Raw genomic sequence first — 17,382 nt, forward strand, 5'->3', positions numbered from 1 at the left:
ACACATCGCTCCATTAGACCGACTGAGGGCGGGGGGTAAACAGGCGCTTGCACCCAAGGCTCCCACAGGTGCGCGCAGGCAACAGGACGGCGGCCGGAAGCCGCCCAATCCCGGCATGTTCAAGGTCATTTGAACTTATAGGTACGCGGAAAGCCATAGGGCGGCCGTTTGCCCACACCAGCCCGTTTGCCCAGCCATTGGGCCAAATCCGGTTCATGCCGGGTTTTGCCGCCTCCCATTTCCCAGCTCAGGCCGTCGGACCAGTCAAAGGTGGTGACATCGCTCAGCCCGCCATCCAATTCCAACGCACCCTGTTTGCCCCGCGCCATATTGTATTTCTGCAACCGCACGCCTTTGCCGCGGCTCATCACCGGCAATTCTTCGGTTGGGAACACCAGGAATTTTCCGTTCTCGGACACAATGGCCACGTGGTCGCCAATGACGGGGATACACAGCTTGGCCTTGTCGTCACCCTTGACGTTCAGGACTTGCTTGCCGGTCCGGGTCTGCGCGACGATTTCCTTTTCCTCGCAGACAAATCCGTTGCCCTCGCTCGAAGCGACCAGCAGTTTGCCGTCCGGGTTGTGGATCATCAAGTCGAGAATTTCAGCCTCATTGGGCAGATCGACAATCAATCGCACCGGCTCGCCCATCCCGCGCCCCCCCGGCAGATTGGCCGCGGACAAGGTATAAAAACGTCCGTTTGACCCAAAGACCAGCAACCGGTCCGTGGTTTCCGCATGGAAAATGAACCGTGGCCCATCTCCATCCTTGAACTTGAGCTCGCGGGTCAGGTCGATATGACCCGTCATCGCCCGGATCCAACCCATCTGTGAACAGACCACGGTGATCGGCTCGCGGTCAATCATCGCCTCCAGCGGCACTTCTTCGACTTCGCCTGCTTCGGCAAAGCGGGTGCGCCGCGCGCCGCCGTCGTAGTCTTTTCCGAACTGTTTCTTGGTCTCTTTCAGCTGATCCGAAATCCGAGACCATTGCAGATCATCCGACGCAAGAAGGTCTTCGAGCCCTGCCCGCTCTTCCATCAATGCGTCGCGTTCGCGGATCAACTCCATCTCTTCGAGGCGGCGCAAGCTGCGCAGCCGCATGTTCAGAATGGCGTCGACCTGGACTTCGGACAGCTCGCCCTCGCCCGGTGGCGGGCTGGCGTAATCAGATTCGTCCATCGCCCGGACAAAATCACGGCTCCAATCTTCGCGCATCAACGCGGCCTTGGGATCATCGTCATACCGGATGATGTCGATCACACGGTCCAGGTTCAGAAAGGCAACAATAAAGCCCTCGAGCACTTCCAACCGGTGGTCGATTTTTTCCATCCGGTGTTCAGAGCGGCGTTGCAGCACCTCGCGCCGGTGATCCAAAAAGGCGCGCAGCACCTCCTTCATCGAACAGACCTTGGGGGTGACGCCGTCAATCAGAACGTTCATGTTCAAGCTGAACCGCACTTCGAGATCCGAATTGCGATACATCATGCCCATCAGCACATCCGGGTCCACATTCTTGGATCTAGGCTCCAGAACGATCCGGATATCTTCGGCTGACTCGTCGCGGATATCGGCCAGAATCGGGATTTTCTTGGTCTGGATCGCCTCAGCAATCTTTTCGATCAGCTTGGACTTCTGCACCTGATACGGGATCTCGGTGACAACGACCTGCCACTGACCACGGCCCAGATCCTCGACCTCATAAGAACAGCGCAACCGGAACGATCCACGTCCAGTGCTATAGGCCTGGGCGATGTTTTCGCGTGGTTCGACAATCACACCGCCGGTCGGAAAATCCGGTCCTGGTACATAGTTCAACAATGTGTCGTCACGGGCATCCGGTGTCTTGATCAAATGCACACAGGCATCGATCAGTTCGGCAATATTATGCGGCGGAATGTTCGTGGCCATCCCCACCGCAATCCCGGCGGCACCATTGGCCAGAATATTGGGAAAGGTCGCCGGCAATACGCTGGGCTCCTGCAGGCGCCCATCATAATTGTCACGAAAATCGACCGCATTTTCGCTTAACCCTTCCAACATCGCCTCGGCGATAAAGGTCATCCGGGCCTCGGTATAACGCGAGGCCGCCGGATTATCGCCGTCGATGTTGCCGAAATTCCCTTGCCCGTCGACCAGCGGGTAGCGCACTGCAAAATCCTGGGCCAAACGCGCCATCGCATCATAAATCGCGGCATCGCCATGCGGGTGGAAATCCCCCATGGTGTCGCCTGAAATCTTGGCGGACTTCAGAAATCCTCCTGTCGAATTCAGACGCAGGCGGCTCATGGCATATAGAATCCGCCGATGCACTGGCTTTAGCCCGTCACGCGCATCCGGTAGCGCCCGGTGCATGATCGTACTCAGCGCATAGGTCAGATATCGCTCGCCGATTGCACGGCGCAGCGGTTCGGATATCTCAGAGCCCTGGGGGCCCTCATTCTTGGCGGGGTCGTCTACCACTTCGGTCATGGTTTACTGATACGCATCAATGCAAGCAGGGTAAAGCGACCGTTTCCAGTTGTCCCCAACCTTGTTCATGTCCTGTACCGGTTTTCTACAACCTTTTGGTGTGGGGAGAAAAAACTATTGGTTCCCCGGTGTTCCGAATCGTTCAATTCGGTAACAATTGGAGACATCCGGATTGTCTGCCACCGGAGTCGCGCTAAAAATTCTTTTATGATTGCCTTTGGGGGGTGCGCCATGTCGCGCTTTGTTGTTGTTTCATTCGCCTTTCTTGGATGGGCCTTTTACGAGCTGAGCGGGGGCGCTGATTTTCAGCCCCCTGAACGACCCGATCAGCTTGCCAAACAGGACGTCACCCAACGCCTCGGCGTCATCGAACGCGTTGCGGCAACAGCCGTGACCAAACCCAAACCTGTGCTGGCCAAACGCGTCACCCGCAGCTTTCCCATGCCCCAGGAACAAACGACCCAGCAGGTTGCCCTGACCGAAGAGGCCGCAGCAGCGCGGCGCGATGTCCTGAGCCGCGGGCTAGCCGGCGGGTTCGAATTGTTCCCGGTCCAGGCCGCGTCTACGGGACTGTCGGTGGCATCCCTTGCAGATGGTACCGCCCAGCTGGTTTCCATCTCGCAACCGGCACCTGCCGCCGAAGAACAGGTGCCCTATGCCGACCCTGAACCGGATCTGCGCGAAGTAACTGGCACCCGCGTGAATATGCGCAACGGACCCGGCACCACTTATCCAGTGATCGAGCGGCTGACATTGGGCAATGCGGTCGAAGTGCTGGACGACAGCGGCACAGGTTGGCTGCGCCTGCGATCCGTGCAGGGTCAGAACATCGGCTGGATCGCTGCGTCGCTGATCAGCAAGAAGTCCCAGTAGCGCGCGTACAACATTTGTTCTCATTTCGCGATTGACCCGATTGATCCGAACGCTAAGTCGCGCCATAGGCTGTTGGTCAGGAAACTCACCGGACACTAACGGGACAATTGCGGGCAGATCTTCATGAAGAAGTCGATTTTGATTACCGGGTGCTCGTCTGGCATCGGATTGGACGCAGCGCGGGGGATGCGGGACCGCGGTTGGCAGGTGTTTGCCTCCTGCCGCCAACAACGCGATTGTGACCGTATGCGCGCCGAAGGCTTCCAGGCCCCGCGGATCGACTATACCGACTCTGACAGCATCAAAACCGGACTGGCCAGCGTTCTGGATCACACCGGCGGCACATTGGAGGCGCTGTTCAACAACGGTGCCCACGGCTTGCCCGGTGCCGTCGAAGACCTGCCGACCGACGCATTGCGCAATATTTTCGAAGTCAATCTGTTTGGCTGGCATGAACTGACCCGACAGGTGATCCCGGTGATGCGCGCACAGGGCCACGGGCGCATCGTTCAGAACTCTTCGATCCTGGGTCTTGTCGCCTTTCCGTGGCGGGGCGCTTATGTGGCGACGAAATACGCGCTCGAAGGGTTGACCGACACCATGCGTGTCGAGCTGCGCGGCACGGGCATCCATATATCATTGATCGAGCCTGGCCCTGTCACCTCCAAGCTGCGGGAAAAATCCATCCCTCATTTTGAACGGTTCATTGATTGGGAAAATTCGCCGCTGCGCGCAAAATACGAATCCAGCCTGCTGAAACGCCTGTATGAAAGCACCGGGACCGACCGGTTCGAGCTGCCCGCTTCGGCCGTGACCGTCAAACTGGCCCACGCCTGCGAATCCCGCCGCCCGCACCCGCGTTATTATGTGACAACACCGACCCATATTGGCGGCCTGTTGCGGCGCATTCTCTCGACCCGGGCATCTGACCGTCTTCTGGCCCGTATCGGTGGTTAGCGTTGTGTGGCCACCGCGCCGAGGCAAAAAGTCATTCGCCTTTCTGGGCGACCCGCGTTAGACCATCGGCAGATTCTGGAAACCTTGCGAGGACATCATGGGCGACCCGCTCTTTATACTTGTGGTGATTGCCATCTTGGCCGTTGTCGTCGTTCTGGTGCTTGGCATTGGCGGCTTTGGCAAAGGCGGCAAATTCAACAAAAAATACAGCAACAAGCTGATGCAATTGCGGCTCCTGCTACAATTCATCGCTGTGGGGCTGATCCTGCTGTTCATTTATCTGCGCCAAGGGGGCTGATCACATGGTGGTCCTGAACAAGATCTACACCCGCACCGGCGACAAGGGCGACACTGCCCTGGGCAACGGCACCCGTGTCGCAAAGCATTCGGCCCGCGTATCGGCCTATGGCACATCCGATGAATTGAACGCCTTTGTCGGCGTTGCCCGTTTGGACGCCACCGGGGAAACCGATACCGCGCTGGCCCGCATCCAGAATGACCTGTTCGATTTGGGCGCGGACCTGTGCCGTCCCGACATGGAACAGGATGCGACCGCCGAATACCCACCGCTGCGCATGGTCACGGCACAGGTCGAACGGTTGGAAGCCGAAATTGACATCATGAATGCAGATCTCAAACCCTTGCGCAGCTTTATCTTGCCGGGGGGATCACGGCTGGCGGCGCAATTGCATGTCTGCCGGACAGTCGCGCGTCGGGCCGAACGTCTGGCGACCGAATTGTCGACGGTCGAACAGATCAACCCGGCCGCCGTCAAATACCTCAATCGGCTGAGCGACTGGTTTTTTGTCGCCGCGCGTGTCGCCAATGACAACGGCACGGCCGATGTGTTGTGGGTCCCCGGCGCAAACCGCTGACCCCGCATCCATACGACGATTTGCGACACCGGCCACCCCTATCGGGTGGTCGTATTCATTTTCATTGATTCCCGCGACCCCGGCTCCCGCCGCCGCGTCGAAAAACGAGCACTGCGCAACATTCTTGCAAAGAATCTGACGCAAAACACCAAACGCGACGTCGGTGTGCCAAAACGTGACGATTTTGCCCTGTTATGGCGGGGACGGCTTCTGTATCAACACCGCGAGAGCATGGAGGGGAGTCGCCCTGGGCGGCTGCCATACTAAGGAGAGAACGCAGAAATGAAGGTACTCGTGCCTGTCAAGCGCGTGATTGACTATAACGTTAAGGTCCGCGTGAAGGCGGACGGCAGCGGTGTCGATCTCGCCAACGTGAAGATGTCGATGAACCCATTCGACGAAATCGCGGTGGAAGAAGCCATTCGTCTGAAAGAAGCAGGCAAGGCCGATGAGGTCATTGCGGTTTCGATCGGCGTGAAGCAAGCTCAGGAAACTCTGCGCACGGCTCTGGCCATGGGTGCAGACCGCGCGATCCTGGTGATTGCAGCGGATGATGTGCACACCGACATCGAACCTCTGGCTGTTGCCAAGATCCTGGCAAAAGTTGTCGAAGAAGAGCAGCCCGGTGTTGTTCTGTGCGGCAAACAGGCGATCGACAACGACATGAACGCCACCGGTCAGATGCTGTCGGCGCTGCTGGGTTGGTCCCAGGGCACCTTTGCCTCGGGCCTGGACATCGATGGCGACAAGGCCGTCGTGACCCGCGAAGTCGATGGCGGCCTGCAGACCATCAACGTGTCGATGCCTTCGATCATCACCGTTGACCTGCGCCTGAACGAGCCGCGTTATGCGTCGCTGCCCAACATCATGAAGGCCAAGAAAAAGCCGCTGGACGAGAAAACAGCCGCCGACTATGGCGTCGATGTCTCTCCGCGTCTGGAAATCGTCACCACATCCGAACCCGAAGCCCGCGCTGCCGGCATCGTTGTTGGGTCGGTTGATGAACTGGTCGAGAAACTCAAAGAAGCGGGGGCTGTGTAATGGCTGTTCTTCTCCTTGCTGAAGTGACCGACGGCGAACTGGCGATGGACGCCACCGCCAAGGCCGTGACCGCCGCCAAAGGTTTGGGCGATGTGACTGTGCTGGCTGCAGGCGGCACTGCTGCTGCTGCCGGTGAAGCCGCAGCCAAGATCGACGGTGTGGCACGGGTCCTGGTTGCCGAAGATGCGACACTGGGCCACCGCCTGGCAGAATCCACCGCGGCGCTGATCGTCAGCCTGGCGGGCGATTACGAACACATCGTTGCGCCTGCCACCACTGACGCGAAAAACGTGCTGCCCCGCGTGGCGGCTCTGTTGGACGTGATGGTGATTTCGGACGTCTCCGGTGTTGTCGATGGCAACACATTCGAGCGCCCGATCTATGCCGGCAACGCGATCCAGACCGTGAAATCTTCGGACGCCAAAAAAGTCGTCTCCTTCCGCACCGCGACATTCGACGCGGCTGGGACCGGTGGCTCTGCGTCGGTTGAAACCGTGTCGGCCGTTGCCGATCCCGGTCTGTCGTCGTGGGTCGAAGACAAGGTCGCCGCCTCTGATCGTCCCGAGCTGACCTCGGCCGGGATCGTTGTGTCCGGTGGCCGTGGCGTCGGGTCCGAAGAGGACTTTGCCCTGATCGAGAAACTGGCTGACAAGCTGGGTGCCGCCGTTGGCGCATCCCGCGCTGCGGTCGACTCGGGCTATGCCCCGAACGACTGGCAGGTTGGTCAGACCGGTAAAGTTGTGGCTCCTGACCTGTATGTTGCCGTTGGCATCTCGGGCGCGATCCAGCACCTGGCCGGCATGAAGGACTCCAAAGTGATCGTGGCGATCAACAAGGACGAAGAAGCACCGATCTTCCAGGTCGCAGACTTCGGCCTGGTCGCAGACCTCTTCACCGCTGTCCCGGAACTCACCGAAAAACTCGGCTGATCCCGAACCGCGTCCCAAATCGAAAAGGCCCGCCAAATAGGCGGGCCTTTTTTACAAGGCGCGCAGAAACGCCTCCAAATCTGCGGCAACCCTGCGATGTGCACAGGGCCCGATCACATGACCCGCTATCGGGCGATGTACCGGCCCCACCTCCATATCCTGAACTTCTCCGCCGGCATCCGCACGCTGTACGTCAGTTACCACGACACCACGTACCTGCGGACCAAGCGTCTCGACCATGTGTCGGCTGACCAAGGGCGGTTCGTGATCCAGAAAATGGGCATTTTCATTCGGGCCATATCGGATCCAGAGCAAGACGATATTGGCCCCCAGCGCCCGGATCAACAGGCGCATCCGGCTCAGCCAAACCCGTTGCAATTCGTCCTGAACCACCGCGAACCGCGCCTCTGAAACCTGCTGGATCGTATTCAACAGATGCCGGTTAAAGTGGAACTCCGTAAAGTCGATCTCGGGAAATAGCGCAACCAGTTTTGGCAAAACCTCCACCAGCCGGTCATTGCGCCTGGGATGGACCCGAAAATACCGGTTCGACAAATTCTGTGCCCCCATGATCTGGACCACACTGACCTGGGACGACCGGGCCCGTCGCAGAATTCCGGGATCATGCATAAAGCTGTCCAATCCCGCATTCACGCAACCAAAGTTGACGCATGTTCGCCCCAGCTGGCTTTCCAGCAACGCCGCAAACGGCATGTCCACAAAGCGCCCGAAAACCTCGGTTCCCCCGAGGATCGCGATATAGGGGCTGGTCAGGTCCCGCTCCGGTCCCCGGACCAATAATTTCGACTCCCCGTACCGACAGGGAGCGATTCCCGGTGCGTCTGCACCAAAGAGTTCATAGCTCATCTTACCCACCAATATTCACCCAAGACTCACTATGATGGGCAGCCGTTGCCAAATTGCTAATTCGTTAATTTTAGCAAAACTAGGGCGATCACAGCGGGGTGGACATAACGTCCACTTGTCCTTGAACCCTGACAGCCGATAAGGTCGGACCAAAGCAAACCGAGGGGCAGTCAGGCCATGGAAATTCAGAAGATCGGGATTATTGGCGCGGGGCAAATGGGCAACGGGATCGCCCACGTCATGGCATTGGCGGACTACGATGTGGTCATGACCGATGTCAGCCAGCAGGCCCTGGACGCCGCTCTGGTCGCCATCCAGAAAAACATGGACCGTCAGGCCAGCCGCGGCAAAATTTCCGATGCAGACGTCAAGGCAGCCATGGGGCGGATCTCGACCACATTGAACCTGCCCGATGTTGGGGCCACAGATCTGGTGATCGAAGCCGCAACAGAGCGGGAAACTGTCAAACAGGCGATCTTCGAAGATCTGCTCCCCCACCTTCAACCGCATACGATCCTGACCTCGAATACATCGTCGATTTCGATTACCCGTCTGGCGAGTCGGACTGACCGCCCGGAACGGTTTATGGGTTTCCATTTCATGAACCCCGTTCCGGTCATGCAACTGGTGGAACTGATCCGCGGCATCGCCACCGATGAACCCACCTTCAATGCCTGCAAGACGGTTGTGGATCGGTTGGGGAAAACCGCTGCCAGCGCCGAAGATTTTCCCGCCTTTATCGTCAATCGGATCCTGATGCCGATGATCAACGAAGCGGTGTACACATTGTACGAAGGCGTGGGGAATGTCCGTTCAATCGACGAGTCGATGAAACTGGGCGCGAACCATCCCATGGGTCCGCTGGAACTGGCGGATTTCATCGGGCTGGACACCTGCCTGGCCATCATGAATGTCCTGCATGACGGGTTGGCCGACACCAAATACCGCCCTTGCCCGCTGCTGACCAAATATGTCGAAGCTGGATGGCTGGGTCGCAAGACCAAACGTGGCTTTTATGATTATCGGGGTGAGACGCCCGTACCTACGCGATAACCTGTACCACAGCGACAAAGCCCCAAGGCGGATTGTCCCCCTTGGGGCTTTGGAGTGGCCGCAGCCCAGACACCGCCAAACGATCGCTCAGCAGTGTGTGGATCAGTTGCCAAGCCGCATGGTGTGATCGCGCAACCACGCCATGAACCCGCGCGGGTCTTTTTGCAGGGGCTGCATTTCTTCGTCTGTCAAAGGCTTGCCAATGACCGGCTTTTGCGGGCGATTGCACGAGCGCACGATTTCATGCAGCAACAATCCCTGACGCAGAATAGCGGACACCCGGTTTGCAATCAGATACCAGCGCGAATTGGAGCCCGGAAAGAAAATCGGCACCACGCGCGCACCCGACCGGCGGATCATCTGCGCTGTAAAGACATTCCATTCCTGTTCGATCGCAGGACCAAACCAACTGTCCGAACTCATCACCACACCCGACGGGAACAGCGCAACAACACCGCCTTCTTTCAGGTGTGTCATCGCGTTGGCCCGCATTTCCACCATCTTGCGTTGGGCTTCGGGGTCATGTGGAAACGGAACCGGAATCATGAAGGATGTCGCAGCTTCGTCCAGCCCGGTCAAAACGGATCGGGTCAGAATCCGGTAATCTTCACGCCTCTGGCCGATCAGCTCGGCAAGAATCATGCCATCAACCATCCCGTGAGGATGGTTGGCCACCACGACCACCGGCCCGTCTGCCGGAATATTGCGAATCTGTTCGATTGGCGTCAGGAGCTCGATACCCATGACATTCAGGGCACCTCGCCAAAACTTCTGTCCCCGGTAAACGGCATTCGTACGTTCAAATTTCTTGACCATCCGCAGGATCGAAATCTTGCCCGTAAACCACTCGATGGCCCGGATCGCAAAGGATGTCCATGGATTGTCAAAGGAATTGGCATAAGTCAGAGTCCGGCGATCATAGATTTCGCCCGACTGCTGTTCCGCATCCGGCCTCAGGTCAGCCCTATTTTCATGTGCGGTATCAGCCACTATCCCAGTCCTGTTCTCATTTCTGGCCGGGTCAGAACCCTTCGCCAAACTTGTCAGCCACCAATGCTTCGAGCGCATCTGCCAATGCATCAGCATCCGGTCCAGACGTCTCGACGTCAATAGTCGTTCCCTTGGAGGCTGCCAACATCAAAAGTCCCATAATACTGTCGCCTGACGCGGACAACCCGTCGCGGCCGACTTCTGCCGTGGCGTCAAACCCTTCGACCACTTCGACCAACTTGGCCGAAGCCCGGGCGTGCAGTCCCTTTTCGTTCACGATTTTCAATGTTCGTTGTGTCATATGGCTCCCAGTGCCCTATTCAGGGCTGACATTGCGGGTGTTAATATATTTTTTACCGGCTTCCATCGCGCCCCGAACCGCATCGCCAACGGGCAGATGGCGGGTTTTCGCTAGCTTGATCAGCATCGGCAGATTGGCACCATACAGGATGCGTCTGTTCTGGGGGGTGCAGGCCTTGAGGCTCAGGTTTGACGGAGATCCTCCAAATAGATCCGTCACAACAACCACACCGTCACCGGCATCGACGGCGTCGGCAGCAGCGCAAATTTCCTGCTGTTTGTCGTCACGATCATCATCTGGCAGAATGGTAATCGCCTTTAGCCCCATCTGGGCACCCACCACATGTTCGACCGCCGCCAGATATTCTCTGGCCAGTCCCCCATGTGCCACGATCACTATTCCGATCAAATCGGCCTCGCTAAGTCTATCGCCTGTCTTTCAGCTCGCGATGCCTAATTGACACTTGCTGGCCATCTTCTGCAAGGGCCTTGGCCAGGCTTTCTGCAATAACAACAGATCTATGTTGCCCCCCGGTACATCCAAAGGCGATCGAAAGATAGGATTTCCCCTCTGCCTTGTATGCTGGCAGCAATAGCCGGGCCAAATCCACCACTCTGTCAAAAAATGGTTTGAACAGCGGATCTGCCTGCACATGCGTCGCCACGGCGATATCGCGACCGTCCTTTTGCCGCAGTTGCGACACCCAATACGGGTTGGATAAAAACCGGCAGTCAAACACCATGTCCACGCCGCGCGGCAATCCCCGTTTGTAGGAAAATGATTGCAGCGACACGGCCAGAATCTTGCCAGTCTCGGGCGCAAAAAATCGAAATATCTCGTCCCGCAACTGATGCACATTCAGGTCCGACGTCTCAACAAGCGTGTCCGCCTGGTCGCGGATCGGGGCCATCAGGTCCAATTCCCGTTCGATCCCGATTGCTGGTGATTCAGCCGGTGCCATCGGATGCGTGCGCCGGGTTTCCGAATAGCGGCGCAACAGAACGTCCGGAGCTGCGTCCAGATACAGGATGTTCACCTCGATATCCGATCGTCCAGCCAGTTCTTCGATCAGATCCAAAAGCGCAGTGGTCGAAAAATCGCGATTGCGGATATCCATACCCAACGCCAGTGGGTGGTCCCATTCTGACCCCTGCAAAACACGCGGCAACAGCCGCAACGGCAGATTATCAATGGTTTCGAACCCCAGGTCTTCGAGCACATTGATCGCAGTGGAACGGCCCGCGCCTGACGGCCCGGTCACCAAAACCAATCGTTTGGGAGCAGTGTTCATCTTGGCCTCATGGTGTGTGACGCCCGCATTTCAGATAGTGCAGCAGCGACGCCGCAAAAACCGGACTGTTCACTCTTTTCAACAATGTAAGCTGAAGCCCAAGCAGTTCAATCATATGATGGTCCGGCAGGCGGTTCTCTTCGATCTGATCCAGATCCACAACTGTATGGATCACCGCAGTGTCCCGGTGATCCGCCCGTAACACTCCAAGGCCGCGCATTTCGATCAGACCTGCGATTGCCGCTGGCACGCGCGCCACGAGATCGGCCCCCTGCCGCTTGAGCTCCACCCGGTCATCCGCAACCAACGTCGCGCCCAACCCCATCAATTGCAACGCGAGCCCGGATTTTCCGCTTCCTGATTTCCCCAGGATCAGCACCCCCCTGTCATCGACCGAAACACAGGCCGCATGCAGGATCAGTGTGTTGGAGTCGCTGGTGGGATCAGAGCCGGACATGGATCAAAGTGGCAGACCCACGACGAAACGGGCACCCAAGGGGTCCGACGTGATATCTGCCTCGGTCGGGCGGATGTTTTCGGCCCAGATGACACCGCCATGAGATTCGATGATCTGTTTCGAAATCGCCAGCCCCAGACCCGAATTGTTTCCAAAATGTTCGTCGGGCCGCTGGGAATAAAAGCGCTTGAAGATCTTGGTCAGCGCCTGGTCCGGTATCCCGGGTCCGGTGTCTTCAACCACGATCAGAACCCGGTTTTTCCGTCGTCTGGCCCAAACCCGAATGGCATCGCCTTCTTCGCAGAACGAAATCGCATTCGTGATCAGGTTGACAAACACCTGCGCCAACCGCGCCTCGAGCCCATGAACGATGATCGGGTCGGCGGGCATGTCGGTGATATAGTCTATTTGTTTGGATCGCGCATCTTCGCCCAGGAACTGGTTCAGGTTGCCCAGCATTTGCAGCAGGTCGAAATCAACCTGCTCTTCCTTGACCAACTCAGCATCCAACCGCGACGCATTCGAAATATCACTGACCAGCCGATCCAGCCGACGAACGTCATGTTCGATGACTTCCATCAGTTTTTCCCGCTGGTCATCGCGTTTGACCATCCGCAAAGTTCCCACGGCCGACTGCAGGCTGGCCAGAGGGTTTTTGATTTCATGTGCCACATCGGCTGCGAATTGTTCGTTGCCGTCAATCCGATTGTAGAGCGCCTTGACCATACCACGCAAAGCCCGGCTGAGCCGACCGATTTCGTCCGGGCGGGCGCTGAGATCAGGAATTCGGATCCGCCCCTTGTCCGCATTGCGGCTGTTGCGTTCACGGCCCAGTTCGGCAGCTTCTGCAAGATCAGCCAACGGATTGGCAATCGTGGACGCCAAAACCAGACTCAACCCGACAGAGACCAACAGCGCAACAACGAACATTTGCAGTACACGCTCCCGCTCGCCGCGGACCAACGCGTCCACTTCACCCGAAGGGCTGGTCAGGACGACGACGCCGACCGCCACCCCATTGTGCAGAATGGGTGTCGCGACAGAAAATACCCGCCCCCCATCGGGGCCAATCAGGGTTTTGGCCTGGGTTTGCCCTTGGAGGGCCAGCGGTGCCAACGCCTTGAATTGAGAGACAAGATCTGGTGCCGCAGTTGTCTGGTTCGAAGACACAAGCCCGGACACGAGCGACCAGACCCAGGACAACCCGTCCGTCAACACCGTCCGCCCTTCGGTTTCCGACTGAGCACCCGGGATAATCTCTTGCTGCCCCACGCCCTGAATGCGACCGACAATCGTGTCGCTGGTGTCAAAAATCAGCACCTCTTCACCGCGTTGCAGCGTCAGCGCCTTCAGCGTGCCGGGCACATCAATGCCGTCACCCGTTGTCAGGTTGACCGGGCTGCTCGCGGGCAGCTGGGCCTCAAAGACATCCGATACCAGATGGGCCTCTCCGACCAGGGTCCGCGCGCGCTGAACAACCAGGCTGTCACGGGTAGAGTTGAGATACAGGATCCCAGAGACCAGAATGATCAGCGCAATCAGGTTGAAGGTAACGATCTTGCGCGTCAACGGAGACCCGCGCAACGGCAGGAAACCTCGACGCGCCCGTTTGGCCCGCATCTCTTCGGCGACAGTATTGTCTGGCGCGATCCAATCGTCGCCCAGCACAACATCGCCGTTGCGATGAGTTTGAGATGTGGTTGTATCGCGCAAAACCGTTGTTCGCTCCTGTTGCCGATCCTGGTTCAGACCGGTCGCCTATTCTTCGTTGTACCGGTATCCGATCCCGTACAGCGTCTCGATCGCCGAAAAATCAGGGTCCGCGGTTCGCATTTTCTTGCGCAAACGTTTGATGTGGCTGTCGATGGTTCGGTCGTCCACATAAACCTGATCGTCATAGGCCACATCCATCAGCTGATCGCGTGACTTTACGAACCCCGGCCGTTGGGCCAACGCCTGCAACAGCAGGAACTCGGTCACTGTCAGGGACACATCGTTGCCCTTCCAGCTGACCGAATGGCGCAGCGGATCCATCCGCAATTCGCCCCGTTCCATGACCTTCGCCTCGGGGCTCGACCCTGCGGCGTCACCGATAAAGGCGTCCTGGCGGCGCAACAGCGCCCTGATCCGCTCGACCAACAGACGCTGGGAAAAGGGTTTCTTTACATAGTCATCTGCGCCCATGCGCAGGCCCAGGACTTCGTCGATTTCATCATCCTTGGACGTCAGGAAAATAACCGGCATCTGGGTTTTCTGGCGCAGACGCTGCAACAGATCCATACCATCCATGCGTGGCATCTTGATATCCAACACCGCCATATCCGGCAATTTCTTGTTGAACGCATCGAGCGCCGCCTGGCCGTCATTGTAGGTCTCAACCTCAAAGCCTTCGGCCTCAAGGGTCATCGAAACGGATGTCAGGATGTTCCTGTCATCATCAACCAATGCAATCTTTGACATCTGATGTGCCCCTATACTGCTCAAAACTGCTTTCTTTTTTGTTACATTAATCGCCTTTCCGGCCCCGCGAATCAATCCCAATCTGCGAATCACCTGCGCTATTCGGAACCATTTCGGCAAAAATACATTATCATTCGCTGAATCTTTGCCCAGTTACCGACCCCAAAAACCTTGGTTGCGCTAAACCTTGCCTTGATGGCGCTAACTGCGCCAAACCGTCCTGTTCATGCCCCGAAACGTCATGTTAAGACCGCGCCCATCGAAGGATTTTCGATCTTATTGCCCCACGGCGCTGCCAACAGGAATTTGGCCCGCGCGCCGACACAGGAGAAAAAACGCATGACATCTGGACGGGTTAACCCGCAATTCCGCCTCGAGGATCAGGGCATCGAGGGACTGGGAAATGTCTATTACAACTACATGGAGCCAGCGCTGATCCAAGAAGCGCTGAAGCGCGACGAAGGCACATTGGGCAACGGCGGGGCCTTCCTGGTCACCACCGGCAAATTCACAGGCCGGTCGCCCAAGGACAAACATGTCGTCAAAACCGACAGCGTGATTGACACCATCTGGTGGGAAAACAACGCCGCGATGTCGCCCGAAGGCTTTGATGCCCTGCATGCTGACATGCTCGAACACATGAAGGGCAAGGACTATTTCGTCCAGGATCTGGTTGGCGGTGCCGACCCGGCCCATGCCATCAATGTTCGCATGGTGACCGAGCTGGCATGGCACGGTCTGTTCATCCGCACCATGCTGCGCCGCCCCGACCGCGAAGACCTGAACGATTTTGTGTCCGACTTCACCGTCATCAACTGCCCCAGCTTTCAGGCGGACCCCGCCAAACACGACTGCCGGTCCGAAACTGTCATTGCGATGAACTTTGACAAGAAGATGATCCTGATCGGTGGCACAGAATATGCCGGCGAGAACAAAAAATCCGTCTTTACCCTGCTGAACTATCTGCTGCCCGAAAAAGGCATCATGCCGATGCATTGCTCTGCCAACCACGCCACCGGCAACCCGGTTGACGCGGCTGTGTTCTTTGGCCTGTCCGGCACCGGCAAGACGACCCTGTCCGCAGACCCTGCGCGCACCCTGATCGGGGATGACGAACATGGCTGGTCGGACCGTGGTACCTTCAACTTTGAAGGCGGCTGCTACGCCAAGACCATCAACCTGAATGCCGAGGCCGAGCCGGAAATCTACGCGACCACCTCGAAATTCGGCACCGTCATCGAAAACATGGTCTTCGACCCGGAAACCAAGGAACTGGATTTCGACGATGACAGCCTGACCGCCAACATGCGCTGTGCCTATCCGCTCGAATACATCTCCAATGCGTCCAGCAGCGCCATGGGTGGTCACCCCAAGAACATCATCATGCTGACCTGTGACGCCTTTGGTGTTCTGCCTCCGATCGCGCGGCTGACACCGGCACAGGCGATGTACCACTTCCTGTCGGGCTTCACTTCGAAAGTGGCTGGAACCGAACGCGGCGTGACCGAGCCGGAACCGACGTTCTCGACCTGTTTTGGCGCGCCCTTCATGCCGCGTCGTCCCGAAGCCTACGGCAACCTGCTGCGTGAAAAGATCGCCCAGCACGGCGCAACCTGCTGGCTGGTCAACACCGGCTGGACCGGTGGGGCCTATGGCATCGGGTCGCGGATGCCGATCAAGGCAACCCGCGCCCTGCTGACCGCCGCGCTGGACGGATCACTGGTCGAGGCCGAATTCCGCAAGGACAGCAACTTTGGCTTTGACGTTCCGGTTTCTATGGCTGGTGTGCCCGAAGTGCTGCTGGATCCGCGCCGGACCTGGGATGATCAGGCCGCCTATGACAGGCAGGCGGAAAAGCTGGTTCAGATGTTTTCGGAAAACTTCCAGCAATATCTGCCCTACATCGACGACGATGTAAAAGCCGCAGCCATTGGCTGATACCACAGTCTGACTGTCGTAAAACATGCGCCCGACGGATCCCCGGATCTGTCGGGCGCATTTGTTTTCATGCCTTTTCAACCCGGCCCGCGCGCACTACCGCTCAGCCCATGAGCCCCCGGCGCACAAGGTTCAAACCTGCGACTGTCAGGATGATCAATGTCGCTTTGCGAAACGTTGCCTGATCAATCCGGTCGTGCACCTTGGTGCCCAACCACATGCCCACAACAGCGGGCGCGATCAGACCGATCGACAACGGCAGGGTCTGCAGCCGCAAAACGCCAGACCCCAAATGCGCACCGACCAACGCCAACGCGCCCAACCCATAGATGACCCCTTGCACCCGAACCTGTTCAGTCTTGGGCGTATTCAGCGCGGTCAGATACAAGACCGTCGGCGGCCCCCATACGCCGGACATCCCGCCAACCAGCCCGGCCATCAGGCCAAACAGAGAGTCCGCCGACCGGGTCTGTTGGTGCATCTGGAACCGCACGCCCAGCAACTGAATCCCGGCAAAGACACAAATGGGAACCCCCAGAACCAACAGAAACGTCTGTGGCTCCAGTTGCGGGACCAGTTGCGCGCTCGCCATCAAAAAGACAAATCCGACCATCAGAAAAACCCGGAACCGATACACCGAAGCCCAGGCCTGTCGTGGCCCCTGTCGCAGGGCCTGCATGGCGTTGCTGGCGACCGTTGGCAAAATCAGTCCAGCCAACGCCAGTTCGGGTAACAGAAATGTGCTGAGCCCCGTGATCATGATCATCGGCATCCCAAATCCGACCATACCTTTGATCATGCCCCCCATCAGGGCAACCATCGCGGCGAAAACAAACTCGGCCGGGGTCATCAGAGATAAAATCGCTTCCATTTGGT

General features: G+C 57.9%; 18 protein-coding genes. 8 read left to right on the plus strand and 10 right to left on the minus strand.

The genetic code is table 11. The annotated features are described in order from the left end of the window. Positions 1 to 125: 125 nt before the first annotated feature. Entirely contained in the window at positions 126 to 2,474 is a 2,349-nt protein-coding gene (gene parC, locus K3727_19875; GenBank protein ID UWQ90972.1) for a DNA topoisomerase IV subunit A, read from the minus strand. 231 nt (positions 2,475 to 2,705) lie between these two features. On the opposite strand from parC, the gene K3727_19880 reads away from it, so the two are divergent. From K3727_19880 to K3727_19905, 6 genes are all read left to right on the plus strand, one after another. After that, a complete protein-coding gene (locus tag K3727_19880; protein UWQ90973.1) occupies positions 2,706 to 3,347 on the plus strand; it encodes an SH3 domain-containing protein in 642 nt (213 codons plus the stop codon). A gap of 123 nt (positions 3,348 to 3,470) precedes the next feature. Then, on the plus strand, positions 3,471 to 4,304 hold the full coding sequence (locus tag K3727_19885; protein UWQ90974.1) for an SDR family NAD(P)-dependent oxidoreductase: 834 nt from the start codon (positions 3,471 to 3,473) through the stop codon (positions 4,302 to 4,304). Positions 4,305 to 4,401: 97 nt separating this feature from the next. Next, positions 4,402 to 4,602 carry a twin transmembrane helix small protein gene (locus K3727_19890; GenBank protein ID UWQ90975.1) on the plus strand — a complete coding sequence of 67 codons (201 nt, stop codon included), beginning with the start codon at positions 4,402 to 4,404 and terminating at the stop codon, positions 4,600 to 4,602. Between the two features lie 4 nt (positions 4,603 to 4,606). Continuing rightward, a complete protein-coding gene (locus tag K3727_19895; GenBank protein UWQ90976.1) occupies positions 4,607 to 5,179 on the plus strand; it encodes a cob(I)yrinic acid a,c-diamide adenosyltransferase in 573 nt (190 codons plus the stop codon). A gap of 282 nt (positions 5,180 to 5,461) precedes the next feature. Further along, positions 5,462 to 6,220 carry an electron transfer flavoprotein subunit beta/FixA family protein gene (locus tag K3727_19900; protein ID UWQ90977.1) on the plus strand — a complete coding sequence of 253 codons (759 nt, stop codon included), beginning with the start codon at positions 5,462 to 5,464 and terminating at the stop codon, positions 6,218 to 6,220. Further along, positions 6,220 to 7,149 (plus strand): FAD-binding protein, encoded by a 930-nt coding sequence (locus K3727_19905; protein ID UWQ90978.1) that lies wholly within the window; start codon positions 6,220 to 6,222, stop codon positions 7,147 to 7,149. Before K3727_19900 ends, K3727_19905 begins: the two co-directional genes overlap by 1 nt. Before the next feature lie 51 nt (positions 7,150 to 7,200). Here the strand turns inward: K3727_19905 and K3727_19910 are convergent, their stop codons facing one another. Continuing rightward, positions 7,201 to 8,016 (minus strand): hypothetical protein, encoded by an 816-nt coding sequence (locus K3727_19910; GenBank protein UWQ90979.1) that lies wholly within the window; start codon positions 8,014 to 8,016, stop codon positions 7,201 to 7,203. 177 nt (positions 8,017 to 8,193) lie between these two features. On the opposite strand from K3727_19910, the gene K3727_19915 reads away from it, so the two are divergent. Continuing rightward, positions 8,194 to 9,069, plus strand: a complete 876-nt coding sequence (locus K3727_19915; GenBank protein UWQ90980.1) for a 3-hydroxybutyryl-CoA dehydrogenase — start codon at positions 8,194 to 8,196, stop codon at positions 9,067 to 9,069. Positions 9,070 to 9,171: 102 nt separating this feature from the next. Here K3727_19915 and K3727_19920 read toward each other — a convergent pair whose 3' ends face one another. From K3727_19920 to K3727_19950, 7 genes are read right to left on the minus strand one after another with little or no spacing between them, the layout of a single operon-like run. Next, the gene (locus tag K3727_19920) at positions 9,172 to 10,059 is read right to left on the minus strand and encodes a lysophospholipid acyltransferase family protein (GenBank protein UWQ90981.1); all 888 of its coding nucleotides are present in this window, start codon (positions 10,057 to 10,059) and stop codon (positions 9,172 to 9,174) included. A 31-nt stretch (positions 10,060 to 10,090) separates the two neighbouring features. Further along, complete coding sequence (locus tag K3727_19925; protein UWQ90982.1) at positions 10,091 to 10,360, minus strand: HPr family phosphocarrier protein; 270 nt, start codon at positions 10,358 to 10,360, stop codon at positions 10,091 to 10,093. A gap of 15 nt (positions 10,361 to 10,375) precedes the next feature. Further along, positions 10,376 to 10,768, minus strand: coding sequence for a PTS fructose transporter subunit IIA (locus K3727_19930; protein ID UWQ90983.1), 393 nt, complete (start codon positions 10,766 to 10,768; stop codon positions 10,376 to 10,378). Between the two features lie 16 nt (positions 10,769 to 10,784). Further along, entirely contained in the window at positions 10,785 to 11,651 is an 867-nt protein-coding gene (gene rapZ / locus K3727_19935; protein UWQ90984.1) for an RNase adapter RapZ, read from the minus strand. Positions 11,652 to 11,658: 7 nt separating this feature from the next. Then, positions 11,659 to 12,108 carry an HPr kinase/phosphatase C-terminal domain-containing protein gene (locus tag K3727_19940; GenBank protein ID UWQ90985.1) on the minus strand — a complete coding sequence of 150 codons (450 nt, stop codon included), beginning with the start codon at positions 12,106 to 12,108 and terminating at the stop codon, positions 11,659 to 11,661. Positions 12,109 to 12,111: 3 nt separating this feature from the next. Then, a complete protein-coding gene (locus tag K3727_19945) occupies positions 12,112 to 13,821 on the minus strand; it encodes a sensor histidine kinase (protein UWQ90986.1) in 1,710 nt (569 codons plus the stop codon). Positions 13,822 to 13,866: 45 nt separating this feature from the next. Beyond that, positions 13,867 to 14,568: a response regulator transcription factor gene (locus K3727_19950; protein UWQ90987.1), complete on the minus strand. Its 702-nt coding sequence runs from the start codon at positions 14,566 to 14,568 to the stop codon at positions 13,867 to 13,869. Positions 14,569 to 14,907: 339 nt separating this feature from the next. Between K3727_19950 and K3727_19955 the strand changes: the two genes are divergently transcribed. Beyond that, positions 14,908 to 16,506 (plus strand): phosphoenolpyruvate carboxykinase, encoded by a 1,599-nt coding sequence (locus K3727_19955; GenBank protein UWQ90988.1) that lies wholly within the window; start codon positions 14,908 to 14,910, stop codon positions 16,504 to 16,506. A 103-nt stretch (positions 16,507 to 16,609) separates the two neighbouring features. Here the strand turns inward: K3727_19955 and K3727_19960 are convergent, their stop codons facing one another. Continuing rightward, positions 16,610 to 17,377, minus strand: coding sequence for a sulfite exporter TauE/SafE family protein (locus K3727_19960; protein ID UWQ90989.1), 768 nt, complete (start codon positions 17,375 to 17,377; stop codon positions 16,610 to 16,612). Between the last annotated feature and the right edge of the window lie 5 nt (positions 17,378 to 17,382).

The organism is Rhodobacteraceae bacterium M382 (assembly GCA_025141015.1).
Lineage (GTDB): Bacteria > Pseudomonadota > Alphaproteobacteria > Rhodobacterales > Rhodobacteraceae > Aliisedimentitalea > Aliisedimentitalea scapharcae.